Source organism: Streptomyces sp. SM11 (genome assembly GCF_002910905.1).
In the GTDB taxonomy this organism is placed as follows: domain Bacteria; phylum Actinomycetota; class Actinomycetes; order Streptomycetales; family Streptomycetaceae; genus Streptomyces.
Map to the genome: position 1 here is coordinate 1 of NZ_NEUE01000237.1, position 23,063 is coordinate 23,063.

Below are 23,063 nucleotides of genomic sequence, written 5' to 3' on the forward strand. Positions count from 1 at the left end.
GCGACCTCGTCGCCGCCGACCTGGGCGCCGACACCCCCGACGGTTTCCTCCCGGTCACCGCGCTCGGCTTCGGCCGGGACCGCTTCACCCCGCCGCCCGCGCTCGTACGGGAGGTGGCGACCGCCGCGGGCGCCGCCGCCGGTCCCGTCCTCACCGTCTCCACCGTGACCGGCACCGCCGAACGCGCCGCCGCCCTGCTCGCCGCGCACCCGGGGGCGCTGGCCGAGGCGATGGAGGGCTTCGGGGTCGCGGAGGCCGCCGCCCGGGCCGACGTGCCCGTACTGGAACTGCGGGCCGTCTCGAACGCCGTCGGCCCCCGCGACCGGGACGCCTGGCGCATCGGCGACGCGCTGGCGGCGCTCACGGACGCGTTCGGGAAGACGGCACCCGTACTGGAAGGTTGGAACCGGCATGACCACTGAAGCGAACCCGGGCCCGATCGAGATCGCCTTCTCCCCCTGCCCCAACGACACCTTCGTCTTCGACGCCTGGGCGCACGGCCGGGTCCCCGGCGCGCCCGCGCCGGCCGTGACCTTCGCCGACATCGACATCACCAACGGGATGGCCGAGCGCGGCGAACTGGACGTCCTGAAGGTGTCGTACGCCGTTCTGCCGTGGGTCCTCGACGACTACGCGCTGCTGCCGTGCGGCGGGGCGCTGGGCCGGGGCTGCGGTCCGCTGGTCCTCACCAAGGAACTGGGCCTGGACCTGACCGGCCGCACCGTAGCCGTGCCGAGCGAGCGCTCGACGGCGTACCTGCTGTTCCGGCTCTGGGCGGCGGAGATGGTCCCGGGCGGCGTCGGCGAGGTCGTCGTGATGCCGTTCGACGAGATCATGCCCGCCGTACGGGACGGCAAGGTCGACGCCGGACTGGTCATCCACGAGGCCCGTTTCACGTACCGGAACTTCGGTCTGCACAACCTCGCCGACATGGGCCGCCACTGGGAGGACACCACGGGCCTCCCGATCCCCCTCGGCGCGATCATCGCCAAGCGCTCCCTCGGCGAGGAGACCCTGCGGCACCTGGCCGACACGATCCGCAGCTCGGTCCGGCTGGCGTGGGACGACCCGGAGATCTCCCGGCCGTACGTCCAGGAGCACGCCCAGGAAATGGATCCGGCCGTCGCGGACCAGCACATCGGCCTGTACGTGAACGAGTTCACCGCCGACCTCGGCGAGGACGGCTACGCGGCGGTCCGCGGCCTGCTCACCCGCGCGGCGGCCGAGGGGCTGGTACCGCCCCTCGGCCCGGACGCGCTGGCGTCTCCCGCTGCCGGCTGACCCCTGGGCCCCGTCCGCCGGCCGTCCGCGCGTCTACACGTCGAGCTGGTCGGCGACCGCCCTCAGCAGGCCCGCGATCTTCGCGCCGGCGGCCTTGTCGGGGTAGCGGCCCCGCTCCAGCTGCGGCGTGATGTTCTCCAGGACCGTCGTCAGGTCCTGCACGATCGACGCCAGTTCGTCCGGCTTGCGGCGCTGTGCGGCCGCGACGGACGGGGTGGGGTCGAGGACCACCACGGAAAGGGCCTGGTCGCCGCGCTGGCCCGCGACCACGCCGAATTCCACGCGCTGGCCGGGCTTGAGTGCGTCGACACCGGAAGGGAGTACCGACGAGTGGACGAAGACGTCGCCGCCGTCGTCGCGGGAGAGAAAGCCGAAGCCCTTCTCGCTGTTGAACCACTTGACCTTGCCGGTAGGCACGTCTGTCCTCGTCCTCGTACTCGTCGATGTGCGGAAGAGCCGGGATACGGCTCCGGATAGCAATACAGCGGGTCACCGTGACCCGCCCGCTCCAGGCTAATGGCCCTACGGCCGATGACAAGGCGTCGCCGGAGAGTTCCTCCGGGCTGGGAACTACCCTGGTCGCGTGAGTACTACTCCTTCAGGCGCAGGTGACCGGCTCGTTCAGGTCGGCGCGATCGTCTTCTTCGTCGGCGCACTGGCCACACTGGTCACAGTGGCCCCCTTGTTCCTGGGCACGGACCCGTTCCCTCCGGTCGCGTACGCGGTCTGCATGCTGATGGGCGTCGGGTTCCTGATCGCCGGGGCGGGCGTCGTGCGCTCGGCCTGGATCAACTCCCCGAAACGGGCCGCGAACCGCGCCTGACACCTCTCCGCGTCACGCCGCCCGGTCCGCCTCGAAGGCCGCCAGCCAGGCCGGGAAGCCCGTCAGGTCCTCCAGGACCACGTCCGCGCCCGCCGTCCGCAGCTCCGTCGCGTCGCACGGGCCCGTCGTCACCGCCACCGACAGCGCTCCGGCCGCCCGTGCCCCGCGCACATCGCCGGTGTGGTCGCCGACGTACACCTGCGCACCGTGCTCGCGCAGCGCCTCCCCCTTGGCTTCCGCCCACAGCGAGCCGATCACCGTGTCCGGCTCGATCCCGAGGTGGGCCAGGTGCAGCTTCGCGTTCGGCTCGTACTTCGCCGTGACGACGATCGCCCGGCCGCCGAGCGCCCGTACCGCGGCCACCGACTCCCGCGCCCCGGCGAGGGCCGTGCTCGGGGCTATCGCGTGGTCCGGGTAGATCTCCCGGTAGCGGTCGGCGGTGGCCGGCACCTCCTCGGCCGGGAACCAGTGCACCAGCTCCTGCTCCAGCGGCGGGCCGAGCCGGCCCACCACCAGGTCCACCTCGATCGGCACCCCCGTCTCCGCGGACAGGACCCGGAAGGCAGCGGCGATGCCGGGCCGGGAGTCGACGAGCGTCATGTCGAGGTCGAAGCCGACCGTCAGGGGGTGCCGGTGCGAGTGCTGGTCCGGGTGCCGGCGCGGGTGCTGATCGGAGTGCTGGACGGGGTGCTGGGCCGTGGACGTCATGCCCGCCATTGTGCCGACCGGTCCGGCCGAGCCCGAAGCCCCCGTCGGGCCCGAGATGCCGCCGCCTAGACTGAGGCGCGCGGTTAGCCAAGCCTTACCGCCCCTGGCCCCGCACACCCGGCTCTTCCTCACGTTCCGTGTCCGTCCCGATTGGTTCACATGTCAGCGTCAGCGCCCGTGCGGGCCGCCGCGCCACCCCGAGCGCCCCGCCTCTCCCGACGCGCGACCGCGACGGCCGCGGCCGTCGTGGCCCTGCTGCTGGCGGTCCTGCTGAGCCTCGCCGTGGGGGCGCGTTCCATCCCCCCGGGCGAGGTCCTCGACGCCCTGCTGCACGGCGGGCACTCCAACGCCGCCGAGGTGATCCGCACGATGCGGGTGCCACGCACGCTCATCGGGCTGATGGTCGGCGCGGCGCTGGCGCTCGCCGGCACGGTACTCCAGGGCATCACCCGCAATCCGATCGCCGACCCGGGCATCCTCGGCATCAGCCAGGGTGCGTCGGTGGCGGTCGTGATGGCCATCGCGTTCGCGGGGGTCCACACGCTCACCGGGTACGTGTGGTTCGCCTTCGCGGGCGCCGCCGTCGCCTCGGTCGCCGTGTACGCCATCGCCTCCAGCGGGCGCGGCGGCGCGACCCCCGTGAAGCTCGCACTCGGCGGCGCGGCGATCAACGCGCTGCTGGCGTCGGTGACGGTGGGGATCCTGACGACGAACGCCGCCGCGCTGGACGAGTTCCGCTTCTGGCAGGTCGGCTCGATCTCGGGCCGGGAAGCGGACGTCGTCCAGCAGGTGTGGCCGTTCCTGCTGATCGGGGCCGTCCTCGTGCTCTCCGTCGCCCGTGGCCTGGACGCGCTCGCGCTGGGTGAGGACGTGGCGAAGGGGCTCGGGCAGAACGTCGCGGCGGTCCGGATCGTCGGCGGCCTCGGGGCGACCGTACTGACCGGCGTCGGGGTCGCCGCCGCCGGGCCGATCGCGTTCATCGGACTCGCCGTCCCGCACATCGCCCGCGCGGTCGTCGGCAACGACCACCGCTGGGTGCTGCCCATGGCGGCGCTGATCGGGCCCGTGATGCTGCTGGTCTCGGACGTCGTCGGCCGGATCGTGTTCCCGCCGGGCGAGGTCCCTGCGGGTGTGATGACGGCCCTGATCGGGGTGCCGTTCCTGGTCGCCCTCGTACGCCGGAAGGCGGTGCCGGCATGAGCGGGACACCTGTGGCCGTGCAGACCGTGCGGGTCCGGCCCGCCGGGTACGCCGTCGTGAAGGCCGGGCCGCGCGGCCGGTTCCTGCTGCACCGGCGGGCCGCCGTCGTCGCGGCGGTCCTGGTCGTGCTGCTGGCCGCCGTCTGCGTCGCCTACCTGTGCGTCGGCGAGAGCTTCGTCTCGCCCGGCGAGGTCGTGAAGGTGATCCTCGGGCAGCCGTCGTCGGCCGAGCTGGTCGTGGGCACGCTGCGGCTGCCGCGCATGGTCGTCGGGCTGCTGGTGGGCGCCGCGTTCGGGGTCGCCGGGGCGCTGATCCAGACAGTGGCCCGCAACCCGCTGGCCAGCCCCGACATCATCGGCATCAGCCAGGGCGCGAGCGCGCTCACCGTCGGCGCGATGACCTTCGGCATCACCTCGTACACCGTCCTGCCCTATCTCTCCGTCGTCGGCGGCATCGCGGCGGCGGCCCTCGTGTACGTCTTCGCCTGGCGCGGCGGCCTGCACGCCACCCGCTTCGTGCTCATCGGCATCGGCTTCGCCATCGCGCTGCGGTCGGTGACCACGCTGTTCCTGACCAAGGGCGACTACCTGGTCGCCCAGCAGGCGCAGATCTGGATGACGGGTTCGCTGAACGGACGCGGCTGGTCGGAGGCCGGCCCGATCGGCTGGACGCTGCTGATCGCGCTGCCCGCCATCGTCTGGGCCGCCCGCGCGCAGCGCACCGTCACGATGGACGACGACACCGCCACCGCGCTGGGCGTGCGCCTGGGGCGCGTACGGCTCGGGCTCGTCGCGCTAGGCGTGGTCCTGGCGTCCGTGGCGACGGGCACGGCCGGGCCGGTGGACTTCGTGGCGCTGCTCGCCCCGCAGATCGCCCGCCGGATGACCCGGACCGCGCAGATCCCCCTGCTGTCCTCGGCGCTGCTGGGCGCGGTGATCGTCGTCTTCGGCGACCTGCTCGCCCGCAGGCTGTTCTCGCCCACCGAACTGCCGGTGGGCGTCCTCACGGCGTCGGTCGGCGCCCCGTACCTGATCTGGCTGATCATCCGCGGTCACCGCGGCCGCAGTGGAGGCACCGCATGAGCCCGACGACCGACGCAGCGCAGCAGACCGGCCGCCTCGCGGCCCGCGCGCTGACACTCGCGTACGAGGACCGCACCGTGGTCCACGAGCTGGACCTCACCGTGCCCGACGGGCAGGTCACCGTCATCGTCGGCCCGAACGCCTGCGGCAAGTCCACCACCCTGCGGGCCCTCGGCCGGCTGCTGAAGCCGCGCGGCGGGGCGGTCCTGCTGGACGGCACGGAGCTGGCGCGGACACCGACGAAGCAGATCGCCCGGTCCATCGGGCTGCTCCCGCAGACCCCGGTCGCCCCCGAGGCGATCACCGTCTCCGACCTGGTCGCGCGGGGCCGCCAGCCGCACCAGAGCTGGTGGCAGCAGTGGTCGGACGAGGACGAGCGGGCGGTGACCGACGCCATGTCCCGTACGGATGTGACGGCACTGGCCGACCGGTCGGTGGACGAGCTGTCGGGCGGGCAGCGCCAGCGGGTGTGGATCGCGATGGCGCTGGCCCAGGACACGGATGTGCTGCTGCTCGACGAGCCGACGACCTACCTCGACATCGCCCACCAGGTGGAGGTCCTGGACCTGGTACGCCAGTTGGCGTCCCCCGCCGAGGACGGCACCCGGGGCCGCACCGTCGTCACCGTGCTGCACGACCTCAACCAGGCCGCCCGGTACGCGGACCGTCTGGTCGCCATGAAGGAGGGCCGGATCGTCGCCGAGGGCCGGCCGGAGGACGTCGTCACCGCCGAGCTCGTCGCCCAGGTCTTCGGCCTGGAGGCGGTGGTCGTCCCGGACCCCGTGACGGGTTCGCCGCTCGTCGTCCCGGGCGCCCCCTGGTCCCCGCCCCTGGCGGATTCCCCCTCCCAGAAAGGTCTCTGACATGACTGCCCTCCTCCGCGACCGCCGCGGCCTCGTCGCCGGCTCCCTCGCCGTGGCCGCCGCGCTCACCCTCGCCGGATGCGGCTCCTCGGACCCGGCCCCGGCCGCGGACTCCTCCGGTTCCTCGGCGAAGACCCGCACCGTCGACACCGCGAACGGGAAGGTCGACGTCCCGGCGGAACCGAAGCGGGTCGTCGTCCTGGACTCCGGCGAGCTGGACTCAGCGATCACCCTCGGCGTCCGGCCGGTCGGCGCGACGCACTCGGCGTCCGAGGACGCGTTCCCCTCCTACCTCCCCGCGAGCGAGACGAAGGGCATCACGCCGGTCGGCGAGATCGCCAACGCGAACCTGGAGTCCGTGGCGGCGCTCAAGCCGGACCTGATCCTCACGAGCAAGGTCCGTGACGGGGACCGTTACGAGCAGCTCAGCAAGATCGCCCCGACCGTGATGACGGAGGCCACCGGCAGCGCCTGGAAGGAGAACTTCCAGGTGCACGCCGAGGCGCTCGGCAAGCAGGCCGAGGCCAAGGAGGTGCTCGCCACGTACGACGCCCAGGTGGCGAAGGTGACGGAGGCGCTCGGCGGCAAGGAGAAGGCCGCCGCGACGGACGTCAACTTCGTCCGCTTCGTCGAGGGCGCCGACATCCGCATCTACGGCAAGCAGAACTACATCGGCTCGATCCTCGCCGACATCGGCACCGGCCGCCCCGCGATCACGGACAAGGCGAAGGACGGGTTCTCCTACGACGTGTCGCCCGAGAAGATCGACCTCGCGGACGCGGACGTCATCTTCACGTCGACGTACGGCGACCCGGGCAAGGCCGGGACGACGAAGACGATGAACGGTGGCCTGTGGAAGGGGCTGAAGGCGGCCAAGAACGACAGGATCTTCAAGGTCGACGACCGCCTGTGGATCGCGGGCATCGGCTACACGGCCGCCGGCCAGATCCTGGAGGAGTTCGAGACCAGCATGACGAAGTAGCGCCTCTCCGGGCCCCTCGCCCGGCTCCTCACACGGACAGGCCGTATCCACCGGCCGCGCCTCCGCGCCCGGCGCCCGGGAACCCGCCATGGGCGGACGGATCAGCCGGTACGCCTCCGCGCCCGCCACACCAGGTAGAGCGCGGAGGCGACGGCGGCGACGCGGACGACCACCGGCCAGGCCTCCAGCAGGACGTCCCGCATCGCGCCCTCGCGGATCGGCTCGCCCCAGCGCCCCTCCATCCGCCCCCACACCCACACCAGGGCCCCGGCCGCCACCACGCCCGGCAGACCCAGCGCCGCCCACTTCGCCTCCGTACGGGAGAGGGTGCGCGAGCTGTACGCGATCAGCCAGCCGCCCGCCAGCGGCAGCCAGGAACCGGTGACCACGCCCGCGACGAGCAGGACGGCGGCCAGGAGCAGCAGCGGGTGCGCGAAGCCGCCGCGGGGGCCGGGGGCGGCGGCTTCCGGCTCGGCGGCCGCCGCCTTGCGGCGGCGGAGCTTCAGGAGGCGCAGGGCGTGGCGGCGCCGGGCGGTCCCGGCGGCGGCCTCGTCGGTCCCGGCGGCCTCGTCCTCCCCGTCCGGCGCCTCTTCCTCTCCCTTCTCCTCCTTCTCCTCCCCCAGGGGCTTCGGTCGCCTCCCGAGCAGCTCCGGGGCCTCGATGCCGCCGAAGAACCCGGGGATGGCGGTCCCTTCGTCGAAGGGGCCCGGCTCCAGGCGCCACCAGTCGGTCGCGCCGTCCGCGTCCCCCCGCTGGTCCTGGCCGAGCATGTGCGGGGCCGAGGGATCGGGCCAGTCACGGACCGGTACGTCGTCGTCGGGGGCGGGCCCGGGGCGGGGGACGGCGGCCGCGTCGGCGACTTCCGTACGGCTCTCCGGCGTGTCCTCGGGACCGCGCCGCGACGCGCCCCGCCCGAAACCGGCTTTCGGCTGCCCGACGGCCGTGGTCCCGTGGTCCTTGCCCGGCCCCGGAGCGGGCTCCTCCGGCTCCCTGGGGTCCTTGCGGAGGAATCCGCTCCGGGGTCGGGGCCGGGATCGCCGGGGCCGCTCACCGGCCCCTGTCCCGGTCCGGGCGGACGGCAGCGGGACCGTTCCGTCGCCCGACTCCGCCGCCGCGGCGACCAGTTCGTCCGGGCTGCCCAGCCTGCCGATGATGCGCCGAACGGCCGCCGGGGAGTCCGCGCCCGCCGTGCCGCGCTGCCGGTCGATCTCGCCCCGGAGCGTCGAAACCAGGCGCATCCGGGCGCCCGACGACAGCTGTTGCTGCTGGGCCAGGTCACCGACCCGGCTCAGATAGTCGTAGACGAGCTGGTCGCTCTCGATCCCCACGCGGTGCATCCCCTCTACCGGCCCTGCCCCGACGGTAGCGTTCCAGCGGCTACCGTGGGACGGATGGGGACGACCACACCACCGCGCACGCTCGCCGAAGCCCTGCGCGCCCGGGGCGACGAATCGCTGGCCGGGCTGCTGCGTGCCCGCCCCGACCTCCTCAACCCGGTGCCGAACGACATCACCCAGCTCGCCACCCGGGCCGGTACACGGGCGTCCGTCGTCCGCGCGCTGGAGCACCTGGACCGGTTCGCCCTGCAGACCGCCGAGGCGCTGGCGGTGGCCCCGGACCCGGCCCCGTACGACACGCTCCGGTCCCTCCTCACCGGCGACGGGCTCGACGACGGCGAGCAGCGCGACGACGCGGGCGCGGCGATCACCGCCGCGCTGCCGGGCGCTCTGGCGACGCTGCGCGAACAAGCCCTCGTCTGGGGCGAGGACGACCGGCTGCGGCTGGTGCGCACCGCCCGCGAACTGCTCGCCCCGTCCCCGCAGCACCCCTCACCCACGGGTCTGGGCCCCACGGTCGCCGAGGCGACGGCGGGCATGTCGCCGGGCCGGCTCCAGGAGATCCTCACGGCGACCGGGCTGCCCGCCACGCACGACCCGGTCTCGGCGGTGGCGGCGCTCTCGGACCTCTTCACGGACCGGGCGAGGATGGCGGAACTGCTGGACACCGCCCCGGCGGAGGCCCTGTCGGTCCTGGACCGGCTGGTGTGGGGCCCGCCGTACGGGGAGGTCACCCCGAACCCGACGCCGCCGGTGAAGTGGCTGCGCGACCGGGGCCTCCTGCTGCCGGTCTCCACCCGCACGGTGGTCCTGCCGCGCGAGGCGGCCCTCCATCTGCGGGCCGGGCGCGCGCACCGCGTACCGGAACCGGTCCCCCCGGCCGTCGCGGCGGCCGCCGAACGCGATCCACAGGCTGTGGACAGAGCGGCGGCGGGCCAGGCGTTCACCGCACTGTCGACCGTCGAGGAGCTGCTGAAGCTCTGGAACGGCGGCGGCCCCGCGATCCTGCGCGCGGGCGGGCTGAGCGTACGAGAACTGAAGCGTGCCGCGAACGCCCTGGACGTGTCGGAGCCGATCGCCGCCTTCTGGATCGAGCTGGCCTACGGTGCGGGCCTGTTGGCCACCGACGGGGAGACCGACGAACGGTACGCGCCGACGCCCGCGTCCGACGAGTGGCTCGACCTGTCCGCCGAGGACCGCTGGACGCACCTCGCCACCGCCTGGCTCGCCGCCACCCGGACCCCGGGGCTGGTCGGCGGCCAGGACGCCAAGGGCCGGGCCCTGTCCGCGCTCGGCCCGGAGCTGGACCGCTCGGCCGCCCCCGACGTACGCCGCCGGGTCCTGGCCCTCTTCGCCGAACTCCCGCCGGGCACCGCGCCGGACGCCGAGACGCTGCTGCGACGGCTGCGCTGGGAGCGCCCGTTGCGCGGCGGCGGGACCCCGCCGGCCACCGGTTCGACGGAGGGGACGGACCTCCGCTCCCGCCTCGCCCTGTGGACGCTCAACGAGGCGGAGCTGCTGGGCATCACGGGCCGGGGCGCGCTCTCCTCGCAGGCCCGCGCGCTGCTGGACGAGGGCCCGGACGCGGCGGCGGCCCGCCTCGCGCCGCTCATCCCCGAACCCCTGGACCACGTCCTGCTCCAGGCCGACCTGACGGCGGTGGCCCCGGGCCCGCTGGAGCGCCCGCTGGCGGAGACGCTGTCGGTCCTGGCCGATGTGGAGTCGAAGGGCGGAGCGACGGTGTACCGCTTCACGCCCGGTTCGGTGCGCCGCGCCCTGGACGCCGGGCAGGCGGCGGCCGACCTGCACGCGTTCCTCGCCGCACACAGCCGTACGCCGGTGCCGCAGCCGCTGAGCTATCTGATCGACGACGTGGCCCGCCGCCACGGTCACCTGCGGATCGGCTCGGCGTCCGCGTACGTACGCTGCGACGACGAGGCGGTCCTCAACGAGATCCTGGCCGACCGCCGCTCGACCGGCCTCCGCCTCCGCCGCCTCGCCCCCACGGTCCTGGCCTCCCAGTCCGACCCCGGCTCCCTCCTGGAAGCCCTGCGCGACATGGGCTGCGCGCCGGCCGCCGAATCCGCCGAGGGCGACGTCCTGATCACCCGCGCCGGCGCCCGCCGCACCCCACCCCGCACCCCTCCCGCCCCGGTCCCCGAGGGCCCGCCGGTCCCGGACGCCACGCTGCTCGGTGCGGCGGTACGGGCCATCCGCGCGGGCGACACGGCCGCCACCGTGGTCCGCAAGGAAACGTCCGAGGACGCGTCGTCGACCACCCCCGCCGGCTCGCTCCCCCGCACCACCCCCGCCGAGACCCTGGCCACGGTCCAGGCGGCCGCGATGACGGGCTCGGCCGTCTGGATCGGCTACGTCAACGCGGACGGCGCGGCCAGCCAGCGCGTGATCGCCCCGGTCCGCGTGGAGGGCGGCTTCGTCACGGCGTACGACCACACGGCCGACGAGGTCCGCACCTACCCGCTGCACCGGATCACGGGGGTGGCGGAGCTGGCGGAGGACGGGAAGGGGTAGGGGGCCGTTCACTCCCGCGGGTGCCGACCGTAAGTCCGCAGCGCATCCGCTTCAGACCTGTCTGGCCTCTCTCAACAACTCGATCAGCACATCAACATCGGTCCAAGGGTTGTGCCGATGCCCGTTCACCGCTCTCTGCCGCAATGCTTGCGCCCGCTTCCTGGCCTGGGCATATCCCGCACGCACCGCGTCATAATCCAAGTGTTTCCGGGCTGCGGAATAGCCGCAGACCCCGAGCTTCTCCAGGTCCTTCTGCGCCGAGTCCGACGTGCTGTACCTCGTGACGTCCTTGAAATGGAGTATGAGCCACAGCTCGAAACACGGATTGGTGAGCGCGATTCTCACCCCGTGCTTCCGGGCAAGGCTCAACGCCTCGTCCAGCCCCTCGTGCGGCGTGGGCGCCTCGGTATCGATCACACACCAGACCTCGTCGTATGCGGTCCGACGGTCCCGTGGTGACGTCGGAGCGCGCCTCTGGTGCTCGATCGCCGCCCTGATCAAAGACTGAGGCTCCCCGTGCTCGCCTCCGAGACAGATGGATACGGGAAGGGTCCGCAAATCCGCGCGCAGGCCCTTGAAGTACTGGTCCTCGGTGCGCTCACCTTCGCAGTAGATGAGAAATCTACGCTGCTCCGGGCGTGCGCCCTTCGTCCGCTTCAGCGACTTTCCCCGCTTCACGCCCACCCCCATGCCGAAACGCCACGGTGACATCCCGCAGCAGGTCGTCGTCCAAATGCGGCACCGCCCCGTAGCGCCCTCCCAGATACCGTGTCTCCAGATTGTCGGCCGACTGGCGCACGGAGAACTCGGTCAGCGGAAACAACCGCGTGGCCAGGGTCCGAGGATCCTTTTCCGTGAACCAGATCTGGTCCCTGAAAAGTTCGGTGCGGACGTTCCTCCCCAGCAGCGCGGCCTCATGCGTACTGAAGATCAGTTGTGCGCCCCTCGTGTTGGTCTCGGCAGACTGGAACATGCCGACCATGGCGTCCACCAGATACGGATGGAGCCGGGCGTCGAGCTCGTCCACGCACAGCACCCCGCCATCGGTCAAGGTCGTGACGACGGGACCGATGAGTCCGATCCATGTGCGCGTGCCACTCGACTCGTACGCCAGATCGAGTGGGAACACGCCGTCAGCGGTCCGATGCTCCACCCTGACCCGATGCTTGGAATCCTCCTGAACGCGCACCTTGTCTCCCAGCACCTCCCGGAGGGCTTGCGTGATCCGCTGGTGATCTTCTTGGGTACTTTCGTCCCAGTCCTGGATCTCCAGTCCGGAGACACCGAGGTCGGCAAAGCGCAACAGGTCCAACACCGGCCGCCGCCCGCCCTTGCCCTCCCCTCCCTCCAGGCAGAGCTTCACCGTGTGGTCGAGGCGCCGGGCGAAGTCATGATCGGTGGCCATCCTCAGGCCGGTCCGGAACCAGCGGAAGACCTCACCAAGCTGATCGTGCCCCTGTGCGGCGGCCACCGACAGATAGAGACTGTTCGGGCGGAGCAGTTCGGCGATCAGTTTGCGCCGACCGGTGAGCCACCTTCCGAAGGTGACCGTGTCGTCCGGCCCTCGCTCGTACAGGCGACGCCGGCGGCCTTCCGGGTAGTAGTACAGCCACTCCTCGGTAACCCTCTCGTCGTTGACCGAGAAGCCGAACTGGTGATGCACCCCGCCGACGACGAAGTCGACCGCGAAGGAACTGGGCCGGTCCGCGGCACCGTGACCAAGCGCGAAGGGGCGTCGCGGAACCCCCCCACTGGGGTCCCACCGGCGGAACGAGGTGAGGACCGCAGACCGCATCCAACCGATGGAGTCGATGACGTTCGACTTTCCGGAGGCATTGGTCCCGTACACGGCGACAACGGGAACAGCCGCCTCGTCGCCACCGGGGATCTGTGACTCGGCCCGCCCCGGATGCCTGTCGGCAGCCACGAGGGACAGCTCCTGCTCCTCAAGGAGCGAGGCATGATTCGTGACCTGGAATCGCAGCAACATGCCAGCCTCCCAGCATCAAACATTGTCGTCAGGGGGTCGCTATCGTCAAGATTCGACGATAGCGACCCCCTAACGACAATGCATAGGCCCATCACCCATCCGTGTCGATCATCTCGGCTGGTTTGACGGAAGCACCACGGATCAGAGTTCGAGCCCACCGTTCCTTCTCCGTGGAAGGGGGGGAGACGCCGGTCTGCGATGCTGCGGCCATGCCCTTCCCCGCCCGGAACCCCGAGCCCGTGTCACCGCGACCGCCCGCCGCGCCGATGCGGCCGCTGCTCACGCAGTCCTGGCTGGATCTGGCGTTTCTGCACTGGGTCGTCGATCCGGCGGACGTGGCACCCCTGTTGCCGCGCGGCACCGTGCCGGACACCTTCGACGGGGCGACCCACGTGGGGCTCGTGGCGTTCCGGATGTACCGGGTGGGCGGGCTCGGGCTGCCGGGGATTCCGTATCTCGGGACCTTCCCCGAGACCAACGTCCGGCTGTACTCGGTGGACGAACACGGTCGGCGCGGGGTCGTCTTCCGCTCGCTCGACGCCTCGCGACTGATCCCCGTCGTCGTGGCGCGGGCCGCGTTCCGGTTGCCGTACGTGTGGTCCCGGATGAGCGTCGAACGGGCCGGCGACACGCTCACGTACACGAGCAGCCGCCGCCGGCCCGGTCCGCGCGGTGCGCGGAGCAGGATCGTGCTGCGGGCGGGGGAGGCGATCGGTGAACCCACGCCCCTGGAGCACTTCCTGACCGCCCGCTGGGCCCTGCACAGCTCGTTCTTCGGGCGGACCGTCCATCTGCCCAACGTCCATCCCCGGTGGCCTCTGCACCGGGCGGAGCTGGTCGAGTGCGACGAGGACCTGGTGGCCTCCGGCGGGCTGCCCACGCCGGCCGGCGATCCGGTGAGCGTGCTGTACTCCCCCGGCGTCCCCGTGCGCTTCGGGCCGCAGCGGCGCGGGACCTGAGGCCGGAGCGCCCCCGAGCCCCGGGCCCCGGGCCCCGGCGCGATCGTCAGGCGGGGTCCATGTCCGAGAACCGCTCGAACGTGTCCGTCCCCGTGGCGCCCTTCTTCCACGTGACGGTCAGCGTGTCGCCGTTCTGACGCAGGTCGCCGACCCGGTCCTTGCTCTTGACCCGGACGCCGTCCTCCTCGCACAGCAGAGCCATCTCCAGGAAGTCGCCGCTCTCGTCCTCCCGCCAGCGGCCCTTGCACTCCATCCCGTCGCGGATGCTGAGGATCGCGTTGATCCTCGTGGGCTCGTCGGTGTACGCGTCGCCGAGCCCGAGCATCGTGGAGTCCGGCTTCTTCCACACCGCCTGGAGCCCGGTACCGGTGGGCTGGGGCACGAGCGGGTTGTCCGAGCGTGCGGACGGCGAGGCGGACGGCACCTCGGCGGGGTCCGTCGTCGGGTCCGTCACCGGCGAGCTCTCCCCGGTGCTCCCGTCGGCCCCGGACGCGCTCGGGGTCCCCACGGACGCCGGCGACCTGGCGTCGTCGCTGCCGCTGTCGCTCCCCCGGTCCACGGCGAACCAGACCCCGCCGCCAATGACCGCCACGGCCAGCACGGCGGCGACCGCGATGAGCGCCGTCCTCTTCCGCGGCGCGGGCGTACCCGGCTGCGGAGGCGGAAAGCCCCCGGGACTCCCGTACGGGCCGTACGGCGCTTGGCCGTTCCCGTACGAGCCGTGTTGCGCCCGGCCACTCCCGTACGCGTCGTGGGGGGCCTGGCCGCTCGCGTACGGCGTGGGCTGCGCGCCGTAGCCGTACCCCTGCGGGGGCTCGTCCTGGACCGGCTGCGCATACGGATTCCCGGCGACCGGCTGCCGCTGTCCGGTTCCGGGGACCGGCTGCTGCGGGCCGTACCCCGGCTGCGGAGGCAGCGGTGGCGGCGGCGGTGCGCCGAAGGGCTGCGGCGGCTGAGCCCCCGATGGCGTCGGCGGCTGCTCGTCGAACGGCTGAGACACGCGTGCCCTCCCCCGTACCGGCGCCCTGCCGGCACACCACCTCTTTGTATCAGCCACCGGTTCGCTGGCTCCGCGCGCTTCTTCCTGTCCGGCTGTGGACTCAGCGGCTCCGCCACCCCTGTTCCAGTATCTGCTGGACCCGTCGGAGGTCCCCCCGTTCGGTGCGCGTGACCACGGCGGCGATCAAGGGGCGCAGGAGGCGATCGCTCCCGGTCAGGGTCACGCGCTTGACGATCTCCACCCGGCACGCGTCCTCGCCGGTCGCGGTCACCGAGCGGCTGCCCTCGGCGGTCGCGCCCTCGACGACCCGCCACGCGAAGGAGTGCCCCTCACGCACGTCCGAGACCTCGACCACGCTTTCCACGGTCCTGCTTAGCACACGGAGCGTCTCCTCCACCCGGGCTCCGTCCCGCACCGGGCCCGGCGGGCTCTGGGCCATCCGCTCCAGGCCGGACCGCCACTCCAGATCATTGCCGTAGACGCGGAGGAAATCCCACACGAACCCCGCGGGAGCCTGCACAACGGCCGAGGAGCGCACAGCGATGGGCTTCATCAGAACACCTTCCTGATTTGATTAACCAGTTGACCATATACCGGATAACTAGTGCGTTACCATCACCGCATGGCCGACAGCTCCGAGATCCGTCCCGACTTCGCCGACGTCGCCGTCGCCCACTGGGAGCGCGAGCGACCAGACCTCGACTTCACCGCGATGGCCACGCTGGCGCGCTTCGCCCGCCTCCACATCGCCGGCAGCCGTCGCGTGGACGCGGTCTTCGCCGACCATGGCCTGGACCGCGGGGAGTTCGACGTTCTGGCCGGCCTTCGCCGCACGGGTGCGCCGCACGAGATGCCGCCCTCACAACTCGCGGAGATCCTCCTCATCACCCGCGCGGGGATGACCAAGCGCGTCGATCGCCTGGAGGCACGCGGGCTCGTCACCAGGCGCGCCGATCCGGAGGATCGCCGCAGCCTCCGGATCGGCCTCACGCCCGAGGGGACGGCGCTCGTCGACGCGGCCGTCACCGAGCACGCCGCGAACGAGAACCGCCTTCTCTCGCTGCTCACCGAGGACGAGGCACGCGCATTCGACGCGATCCTGCGGAAGCTGCTGGCCGCCGTCGATGAGCACCCGCCGGAGCCGACGCGACCGGGGACCGTCCGGGCGTCGCAGCCCGACACGTGATCAGGTCGCCCACGGACGGAAGGCGTCCCCGCTGACCGGCCGCAGTCCGTGGGCGGACCCCTCCGCACACGCCCACCCCACCTCCCGATGCGGCACACTGGACGTTTGGCCGCATCCGTGGCCGCACCCCGCAGAAAGGGCCGAAGCGCGTGACCGGACCCCTCATCGTCCAGAGCGACAAGACGCTGCTCCTCGAAGTCGACCACGACCAGGCGGACGCCTGCCGTCGTGCCATCGCGCCGTTCGCGGAGCTGGAGCGTGCGCCCGAGCACATCCACACGTACCGGGTCACCCCGCTCGGGCTGTGGAACGCCCGCGCCGCCGGGCACGACGCCGAGCAGGTCGTCGACGCCCTGGTCGAGTACTCCCGCTACCCCGTGCCGCACGCGCTCCTGGTCGACATCGCCGAGACGATGGCTCGGTACGGGCGGCTCAGCCTGTCCAAGCACCCCGTGCACGGGCTCGTGCTCACCAGCACCGACCGGCCCGTACTGGAGGAGATCCTCCGGTCGAAGAAGGTGCAGCCGCTGGTCGGGGCCCGGATCGACCCGGACACCGTGGCCGTGCACCCCTCCGAGCGGGGGCAGGTCAAGCAGACCCTGCTCAAGCTGGGGTGGCCGGCTGAAGACCTCGCGGGGTACGTCGACGGTGAGGCCCATCCGATCGAGCTGGCCGAGGACGGCTGGGCGCTGCGGCCGTACCAGAAGCAGGCCGTCGAAGGGTTCTGGCACGGCGGGTCCGGCGTCGTCGTGCTGCCCTGCGGGGCCGGGAAGACCCTCGTGGGCGCCGGTGCCATGGCCGAGGCCAAGGCCACCACCCTGATCCTCGTCACCAACACCGTCTCCGCCCGGCAGTGGAAGCACGAGCTGGTGAAGCGGACCTCGCTGACCGAGGACGAGATCGGCGAGTACAGCGGGACGAAGAAGGAGATCCGACCGGTCACCATCGCCACCTACCAGGTGCTGACCACCCGCCGTAAGGGCGTCTACCAGCACCTGGAGCTGTTCGACTCCCGCGACTGGGGCCTGGTCGTCTACGACGAGGTCCACCTGCTGCCCGCGCCCGTCTTCAAGTTCACCGCCGACCTCCAGGCCCGGCGGCGGCTGGGTCTCACGGCGACACTGGTGCGGGAGGACGGGCGGGAGTCCGACGTGTTCTCGCTCATCGGGCCCAAGCGGTTCGACGCCCCGTGGAAGGAGATCGAGGCGCAGGGCTACATCGCGCCCGCCGACTGCGTGGAGGTACGGGTCAACCTCACCGACTCCGAGCGGCTCGCGTACGCGACCGCCGAGACGGAGGAGAAGTACCGGTTCTGCGCCACCACCGCGACCAAGCGGAAGGTGACCGAGGCGCTGGTGCGCAAGCACCAGGGCGAGCAGACCCTCGTCATCGGCCAGTACATCGACCAGCTCGACGAGCTCGGCGAGCATCTGGACGCCCCCGTGATCAAGGGTGAGACCAGCAACGCCCAGCGCGAGAAGCTCTTCGAGGCGTTCCGCCAGGGCGAGATCAGCGTCCTGGTCGTCTCCAAGGTCGCCAACTTCTCCATCGACCTGCCCGAGGCGACCGTCGCCATCCAGGTCTCCGGGACCTTCGGGTCGCGTCAGGAGGAGGCCCAGCGGCTGGGGCGCGTCCTGCGGCCGAAGGCCGACGGGCACGAGGCCCGGTTCTACTCGGTCGTCGCCCGCGACACCATCGACCAGGACTTCGCGGCGCACCGCCAGCGGTTCCTGGCCGAGCAGGGGTACGCGTACCGCATCGTCGACGCTGACGAGCTGCTCGCCGGGAACTGAGGGAGGGGCGTGGGCACGGCAAGGGCCTCAGCGGGCCCGCCGCACTCCCGCCTCCTCCGCGTACTCCCCGAGGACGACGACTCCGAAGGCGGTCGTCACGAACACCTTCACGGCTCGTACGGCGTCTCCGACGCGGTGGGTGCGGTGGTGACCGGTGACCGCGGTCGCGCCGTGCGCGGGGCCGGTCCTGCGTGGGTTCAGGGTCGCTGTGCTCATGTATCCATGGTGCTCCCGTCACCCGTTCGGGCGCGTCGGTCCGCAGACGGAACCCGGTGGGCGGGCGGGTAGCCCCGCGGTGCCATGCCGGGGCCCGGCGTCCCCTACGGGTACCCCCGGTGCCGCGCCGTCCGGCGGAGCCCGTATTCCGTTTCGACCGTGCCACCCGTAGTGGCTACAATCGCCGGTCTGCCCGCCTCCCGCACCGTGGTACCGGCCTTTCGCCGCCGGCAGCCGGGGGAGCGCCGCCGACCGGACGGAAACCGGTCGGCACCTACGCGAACCAACCTTCCGAGCGGACCGCCCCGCCCCGGCTCCAGCCGGCATCGGCGTGCGGTCCGCCGTCCTGCGTTGAAGAGCCGGAGGCAACACCGTGCCCGCGCACGTAGCAGAAAGCGATTCCACCACCGACCCCCTGGCGCGCGAACGTGCCCATCTCACCGCGTCCCGCGCCGCCCTCCGCGGCATGCGCGAGGACGTCCAGGCCCTCGACATCCGTGATGTCACCGCGAACTGGGTCAACGCCGCCGTGCTCCAGTCCCAGATCGACGACCGCATCAAGGCGCTCGCCGACCTCTCCCACACCCCGCTGTTCTTCGGCCGCCTCGACTATCTGCACGCCGTCGGCGGCGAGCAGGCCGAGGGCGCGGAGGGCGAGCGGTTCTACATCGGGCGCCGGCACGTCCACGACGCCGCCGGGGACCCCATGGTCATCGACTGGCGTGCGCCGGTCTCCCAGCCGTACTACCAGGCGTCCCGGAAGAACCCCCAGGACGTCGGGCTCCGCCGCCGCTTCGGCTACACGAGCGGCGAGCTGACCGCGTACGAGGACGAGCACCTCACCGATCCGGGCGCGGACGACCCCGGGGCCGGGCACACCAGCCGGCTCCTCCAGGCGGAGATCGAGCGGCCGCGCGTCGGCCCGATGCGCGACATCGTCGCCACCATCCAGCCCGAACAGGACGAGATCGTACGGAGCGGCCTCGGCGGGACCGTCTGCGTGCAGGGCGGGCCCGGCACCGGAAAGACCGCCGTCGGCCTGCACCGGGTGGCGTTCCTCCTGTACGCGCACCGCGAGCGGCTCGCCCGCACCGGCACCCTCGTCATCGGGCCGAACCGTTCCTTCCTGCACTACATCGAGCAGGTCCTCCCCGCCCTCGGCGAGCTGGAGGTGAAGCAGGCCACCGTCGACGACCTGGTGCGCACCGGCGTCGAGGTCCGGGGCGAGGACGAGGCGGCCACCGCCGTCGTCAAGGGCGACGCCCGCATGGCGGAGGTGCTGCGGCGGGCCATCCGCTCCCATGTGACCGCTCCCGCCGAGCCCGTCGTCGTGGTGCGCGGGTCCCGGCGCTGGCGGGTGCCCACGTACGAGATCCAGGAGATGGTCGACGAGCTGCTGGCCCGGGACATGCGGTACGGGGCCGCGCACGAGGCGCTGCCGCAGCGGATCGCGCACGCCGTCCTCGTACGGATGGAGGAGGCCGGGGAGGCGCCCGACGACCGGGTGCAGAACTCCGTGGCCCGCAACCCCGCGGTGAAGGCGGCCGTGAAGGCGGTCTGGCCCGCCGTCGATCCGGCGAAGCTGGTGCTGCGGCTGCTCTCCGACGCGGAGTTCCTGGCCGCGCACGCGGCGGGTCTGCTGAGCGAGGACGAGCAGAAGCGGCTCCTGTGGGCGAAGCCCGCCCGCAGTGTGAAGTCCGCGAAGTGGTCGGCGGCGGACGCCGTGCTGATCGACGAGGCGGGTGACCTGGTCGCCCGTACGCACTCGCTCGGCCATGTCGTGCTCGACGAGGCACAGGATCTGTCCCCCATGCAGTACCGGGCGGTGGGGCGGCGGTGCTCGACCGGTTCGGCCACCGTCCTCGGCGATCTCGCGCAGGGCACGACGCCGTGGTCCACGGAGAGCTGGAGCGAGGCTCTGTTCCATCTGGGCAAGGCGGACGCGGTGGTGGAGGAGCTGACCGCCGGCTTCCGCGTGCCGCGCGAGGTCATCGCGTACGCCTCCCGGCTGCTGCCCGTGATCTCGCCGGGGCTCGCGGAGGTGGAGTCGGTACGGGAGTCGCCCGGTTCACTGGTCGTACGGGAGGTTCCTGGAGCGGAAGCGCTGGACTCCGCCGTCGTCTCCGCCTGCGAGGAGTCGTTGCGCCACGAGGGGTCGACCGGGCTGATCGCCGCCGACGCCCGGATCCCGGCGCTGGGCGCGGCCCTGACGGCGGCGGGCCACGCGTATCTCTCCCCCGGTGAGGAGACGACCGCCGCGTCCCGGCTGACGCTGGTGCCCGCGTCGCTCGCCAAGGGCCTGGAGTACGACTACGTGGTGCTCGACGAACCGGCGGCCGTGGTCGACGGCGAACCGGACGAGCGGACCGGGCTGCGGCGCCTGTACGTGGCGCTGACCCGTGCGGTGTCGGGGCTGACCGTGCTGCACGCGGGCCCGTTGCCGGAGGCCCTGAGGCGGTAGGGCGTGCGGAGGGGCGGGAACCGGGGGTTCCCGCCCCGTCTCCCGGCTCCCGGGGTCCGTCAGCCGTCAGCCGTCCAGCGCCTCGCGCCACTCCCGTACGGCTGCCGCGTCCACCGGGGCCGACCAGCCCCCGGGCCGGGCCGCACCGCCGATGTGGACCGCGTCGATCCCGCCCGCTCTCAGCCGGGGCAGGTGGTGCAGGTGGAGGCCACCGCCGACCAGGACCTGTGCCTCGTATCCCGGCTCGCCGGTGCGCGCCGCCTCGGCCAGCAGGGTCGGGATGCCGGCGTCCACCCCGGCCGGCGAACCCGCCGTGAGGAACGTGTCGAGGCCGGGCAGGTCCGCGAGCTGCTTGCGCAGGGCGTCGCGGTCGGCGGCCCGGTCGATCGCCCGGTGGAACGTCCAGCGGCAGCCGTCCAGCTCGGCGACGATCCGCTCGACGGCGACGAGGTCGGCGTGGCCCGCCCCGTCGAGGAAACCGAGCACGAACTCGTCGGCTCCCGCCTCCCGCATCTCGCGGGCCTTGCCGACCAGTACATCGATGTCACCTGCGGCGAAGCCGTCCGCCACCCTGAGCATCACGCGCAGCGGGATGTCCACGGCGGACCTGATCGCCGAAAAGGTCTCCCGCGACGGGGTCAGACCGTCGGCGGCCATGTCGGTGACCAGTTCGAGGCGGTCTGCACCACCGGCCTGGGCAGCGATCGCGTCCTCCGCGTCAAGAGCGATCACCTCCAGGACTGCACGGTTGCTCATGGGTCCCCATTCCTCCGATACACAGCTATAGGTCTAGTCCAATGGCCAGCCTACGGGGCAGCCGGAGGACGGCGCAGCCCTCTATCTGAACGCACGGCCGCGAGGACGCGCGACCCGGCCCCGCAGACGAGTGACGCACCCCCTGCGGCCACCCCTTGCACTTCATAGGGGTGGGGGGTATACATGAAGAAGAAAGAGATACCCCCTAGGGGTATCTGGACGGCTTCAGGGAGGACCCCGTGTCCGCGCACTCCGCCACCACCGCCACCACCGCTGCCGGCTCCGCCGCGGTCGAGCTCGCGATCGGCGGGATGACCTGCGCCTCGTGCGCGGCCCGTATCGAGAAGAAGCTCAACCGGATGGACGGCGTCGAGGCCACCGTGAACTACGCCACCGAGAAGGCGAAGGTCACCTACCTGGGCGCCGACGTCTCCGTCGACGACCTGATCGCGACCGTCGAGGCCACCGGCTACACCGCCCGGCCGCCCGCTCCACCCGCCTCCCCCGGCACCAACGGTACGGACACGGCGGGCGCGGCGGCGGAGAGCGCCGACGACGACGGGCTCACCACCCTGCGCCAGCGACTGATCACCGCCGTCCTCCTCGCCGTCCCGGTGATCGCGATGGCGATGGTCCCGGCGCTCCAGTTCGACTACTGGCAGTGGCTCTCCCTGACCCTGACCGCACCGGTCGTCACCTACGCCGCCTGGCCGTTCCACCGTGCTGCCTGGACCAACGCGAAGCACGGCGCGGCGACCATGGACACGCTGATCTCCGTCGGCACGTCGGCCGCTTTCCTGTGGTCGCTGTGGGCGCTGTTCTTCGGGACCGCGGGCATGGTCGGGATGACGCACCCCTTCGAGCTGACCATCGCCCGCAGCGACGGCGCCGCGAACATCTACCTGGAGGCCGCGGCCGGGGTGACGGCGTTCATCCTCGCCGGGCGCTACTTCGAGGCCCGCTCGAAGCGGAAGGCCGGTGCGGCGCTGAAGGCGCTGCTGGAGCTGGGAGCGAAGGAGGTCACCGTCCTGCGCGACGGCGTCGAGACGACGATCCCGACCGCCGCGCTGCAGGTCGGGGACCGTTTCCTGGTCCGTCCCGGAGAGAAGATCGCCACGGACGGGACCGTGGTCGAGGGCGCCTCCGCCGTGGACGCCTCGATGCTCACCGGCGAGTCCGTCCCCGTCGAGGTCGGCGTCGGCGACACCGTCACCGGAGCCACCCTCAACGCCGGCGGCCGCCTCGTCGTCGAAGCCACCCGCGTCGGCACCGACACCCAACTCGCCCGCATGGCCCGCCTCGTCGAAGACGCCCAGAACGGAAAGGCCTCCGCACAACGCCTCGCCGACCGCATCAGCGCCGTCTTCGTCCCCATCGTCATCGCCCTCGCCCTCGCCACCCTCGGCTTCTGGCTCGGCAACGACGCCGGACTCACCGCAGCCTTCACCGCGGCCGTCGCCGTCCTCATCATCGCCTGCCCCTGCGCCCTCGGCCTCGCCACCCCCACCGCCCTCATGGTCGGCACCGGACGCGGCGCACAGCTCGGCATCCTCATCAAGGGCCCCGAAGTCCTCGAAACCACCCGCCGCGCCGACACCATCGTCCTCGACAAGACCGGCACCGTCACCACCGGCCGCATGACCCTCCAGACCACCCACACCACCCCCACCACCACCCCCACCGAAGTCCTCCGCCTCGCCGGAGCACTGGAGAACGCCTCCGAACACCCCATCGCCCAAGCCGTCGCCGCCGCCGCGACCGACATCACCGGCCCCCTCCCCACCCCCGAGGACTTCCAGAACATCCCCGGACTCGGCGTCCAGGGCACCGTCGAAGGCCACGCCGTCCTCGTCGGACGGGAACAACTCCTCGCCGACGCGGCGATCCCCCTCCC

Annotated in this window: 22 protein-coding genes; 13 read left to right on the forward strand and 9 right to left on the reverse strand. The window is 72.4% G+C overall.

Annotation, left to right across the window (positions count from 1 at the left end):
• Together mqnB and B9S58_RS24725 are read left to right on the forward strand one after the other, a co-directional pair.
• Positions 1-422 (forward strand): futalosine hydrolase (gene mqnB, locus B9S58_RS24720; RefSeq protein ID WP_103534266.1); only part of this gene is annotated, 422 nt, incomplete at its 5' end.
• A complete protein-coding gene (locus B9S58_RS24725) occupies positions 412-1,281 on the forward strand; it encodes a 1,4-dihydroxy-6-naphthoate synthase (protein ID WP_103534267.1) in 870 nt (289 codons plus the stop codon). The genes mqnB and B9S58_RS24725, both read left to right, overlap by 11 nt.
• A gap of 33 nt (positions 1,282-1,314) precedes the next feature.
• Here B9S58_RS24725 and B9S58_RS40030 read toward each other — a convergent pair whose 3' ends face one another.
• Positions 1,315-1,698, reverse strand: a complete 384-nt coding sequence (locus B9S58_RS40030) for a cold-shock protein (protein WP_103534268.1) — start codon at positions 1,696-1,698, stop codon at positions 1,315-1,317.
• Positions 1,699-1,864: 166 nt separating this feature from the next.
• On the opposite strand from B9S58_RS40030, the gene B9S58_RS24735 reads away from it, so the two are divergent.
• Positions 1,865-2,104, forward strand: a complete 240-nt coding sequence (locus B9S58_RS24735; RefSeq protein WP_103534269.1) for a hypothetical protein — start codon at positions 1,865-1,867, stop codon at positions 2,102-2,104.
• 12 nt (positions 2,105-2,116) lie between these two features.
• Here the strand turns inward: B9S58_RS24735 and B9S58_RS24740 are convergent, their stop codons facing one another.
• Positions 2,117-2,812 carry an HAD family hydrolase gene (locus B9S58_RS24740; RefSeq protein ID WP_103534284.1) on the reverse strand — a complete coding sequence of 232 codons (696 nt, stop codon included), beginning with the start codon at positions 2,810-2,812 and terminating at the stop codon, positions 2,117-2,119.
• A 159-nt stretch (positions 2,813-2,971) separates the two neighbouring features.
• Between B9S58_RS24740 and B9S58_RS24745 the strand changes: the two genes are divergently transcribed.
• Genes B9S58_RS24745 through B9S58_RS24760 form a run of 4 tightly spaced genes read left to right on the forward strand, consistent with a single transcriptional unit; the run spans position 2,972 to position 6,939 of the window.
• Positions 2,972-4,012 carry an iron ABC transporter permease gene (locus B9S58_RS24745; protein ID WP_103534270.1) on the forward strand — a complete coding sequence of 347 codons (1,041 nt, stop codon included), beginning with the start codon at positions 2,972-2,974 and terminating at the stop codon, positions 4,010-4,012.
• Positions 4,009-5,094, forward strand: a complete 1,086-nt coding sequence (locus B9S58_RS24750; protein ID WP_103534271.1) for an iron chelate uptake ABC transporter family permease subunit — start codon at positions 4,009-4,011, stop codon at positions 5,092-5,094. Before B9S58_RS24745 ends, B9S58_RS24750 begins: the two co-directional genes overlap by 4 nt.
• Entirely contained in the window at positions 5,091-5,957 is an 867-nt protein-coding gene (locus B9S58_RS24755; RefSeq protein WP_103534272.1) for an ABC transporter ATP-binding protein, read from the forward strand. The genes B9S58_RS24750 and B9S58_RS24755 overlap by 4 nt, the downstream gene beginning before the upstream one ends.
• Before the next feature lies 1 nt (position 5,958).
• Positions 5,959-6,939, forward strand: a complete 981-nt coding sequence (locus B9S58_RS24760; RefSeq protein WP_103534273.1) for an ABC transporter substrate-binding protein — start codon at positions 5,959-5,961, stop codon at positions 6,937-6,939.
• A gap of 101 nt (positions 6,940-7,040) precedes the next feature.
• On the opposite strand, the gene B9S58_RS24765 is transcribed toward B9S58_RS24760, so the two are convergent.
• Positions 7,041-8,276, reverse strand: coding sequence for a hypothetical protein (locus tag B9S58_RS24765; RefSeq protein ID WP_103534274.1), 1,236 nt, complete (start codon positions 8,274-8,276; stop codon positions 7,041-7,043).
• Positions 8,277-8,330: 54 nt separating this feature from the next.
• On the opposite strand from B9S58_RS24765, the gene B9S58_RS24770 reads away from it, so the two are divergent.
• Positions 8,331-10,808, forward strand: coding sequence for a helicase C-terminal domain-containing protein (locus tag B9S58_RS24770; protein WP_103534275.1), 2,478 nt, complete (start codon positions 8,331-8,333; stop codon positions 10,806-10,808).
• Positions 10,809-10,859: 51 nt separating this feature from the next.
• Here B9S58_RS24770 and B9S58_RS24775 read toward each other — a convergent pair whose 3' ends face one another.
• Both B9S58_RS24775 and B9S58_RS24780 read right to left on the reverse strand, forming a co-directional pair.
• Positions 10,860-11,519, reverse strand: a complete 660-nt coding sequence (locus B9S58_RS24775; RefSeq protein ID WP_308457921.1) for an RloB family protein — start codon at positions 11,517-11,519, stop codon at positions 10,860-10,862.
• Complete coding sequence (locus B9S58_RS24780) at positions 11,431-12,798, reverse strand: ATP/GTP-binding protein (protein WP_103534276.1); 1,368 nt, start codon at positions 12,796-12,798, stop codon at positions 11,431-11,433. The genes B9S58_RS24775 and B9S58_RS24780 overlap by 89 nt, the downstream gene beginning before the upstream one ends.
• 209 nt (positions 12,799-13,007) lie before the next feature.
• On the opposite strand from B9S58_RS24780, the gene B9S58_RS24785 reads away from it, so the two are divergent.
• A complete protein-coding gene (locus B9S58_RS24785; RefSeq protein WP_181009443.1) occupies positions 13,008-13,757 on the forward strand; it encodes a YqjF family protein in 750 nt (249 codons plus the stop codon).
• A gap of 46 nt (positions 13,758-13,803) precedes the next feature.
• Here the strand turns inward: B9S58_RS24785 and B9S58_RS24790 are convergent, their stop codons facing one another.
• Together B9S58_RS24790 and B9S58_RS24795 are read right to left on the reverse strand one after the other, a co-directional pair.
• Positions 13,804-14,757 carry a hypothetical protein gene (locus B9S58_RS24790; RefSeq protein ID WP_103534277.1) on the reverse strand — a complete coding sequence of 318 codons (954 nt, stop codon included), beginning with the start codon at positions 14,755-14,757 and terminating at the stop codon, positions 13,804-13,806.
• A 100-nt stretch (positions 14,758-14,857) separates the two neighbouring features.
• A complete protein-coding gene (locus B9S58_RS24795; protein WP_258044971.1) occupies positions 14,858-15,310 on the reverse strand; it encodes an SRPBCC family protein in 453 nt (150 codons plus the stop codon).
• 69 nt (positions 15,311-15,379) lie between these two features.
• Between B9S58_RS24795 and B9S58_RS24800 the strand changes: the two genes are divergently transcribed.
• Together B9S58_RS24800 and B9S58_RS24805 are read left to right on the forward strand one after the other, a co-directional pair.
• Complete coding sequence (locus tag B9S58_RS24800) at positions 15,380-15,943, forward strand: MarR family winged helix-turn-helix transcriptional regulator (protein ID WP_103534278.1); 564 nt, start codon at positions 15,380-15,382, stop codon at positions 15,941-15,943.
• A 149-nt stretch (positions 15,944-16,092) separates the two neighbouring features.
• The gene (locus tag B9S58_RS24805) at positions 16,093-17,736 is read left to right on the forward strand and encodes a DNA repair helicase XPB (protein ID WP_103534279.1); all 1,644 of its coding nucleotides are present in this window, start codon (positions 16,093-16,095) and stop codon (positions 17,734-17,736) included.
• Positions 17,737-17,763: 27 nt separating this feature from the next.
• On the opposite strand, the gene B9S58_RS24810 is transcribed toward B9S58_RS24805, so the two are convergent.
• Positions 17,764-17,952 (reverse strand): hypothetical protein, encoded by a 189-nt coding sequence (locus B9S58_RS24810; protein ID WP_103534280.1) that lies wholly within the window; start codon positions 17,950-17,952, stop codon positions 17,764-17,766.
• Positions 17,953-18,325: 373 nt separating this feature from the next.
• Between B9S58_RS24810 and B9S58_RS24815 the strand changes: the two genes are divergently transcribed.
• Positions 18,326-20,413: an ATP-binding domain-containing protein gene (locus tag B9S58_RS24815; protein WP_103534281.1), complete on the forward strand. Its 2,088-nt coding sequence runs from the start codon at positions 18,326-18,328 to the stop codon at positions 20,411-20,413.
• Between the two features lie 66 nt (positions 20,414-20,479).
• Here the strand turns inward: B9S58_RS24815 and B9S58_RS24820 are convergent, their stop codons facing one another.
• On the reverse strand, positions 20,480-21,169 hold the full coding sequence (locus B9S58_RS24820) for a copper homeostasis protein CutC (RefSeq protein WP_103534282.1): 690 nt from the start codon (positions 21,167-21,169) through the stop codon (positions 20,480-20,482).
• A 239-nt stretch (positions 21,170-21,408) separates the two neighbouring features.
• On the opposite strand from B9S58_RS24820, the gene B9S58_RS24825 reads away from it, so the two are divergent.
• The coding region (locus B9S58_RS24825; RefSeq protein WP_103534283.1) for a cation-translocating P-type ATPase at positions 21,409-23,063 on the forward strand (1,655 nt) is incomplete at its 3' end.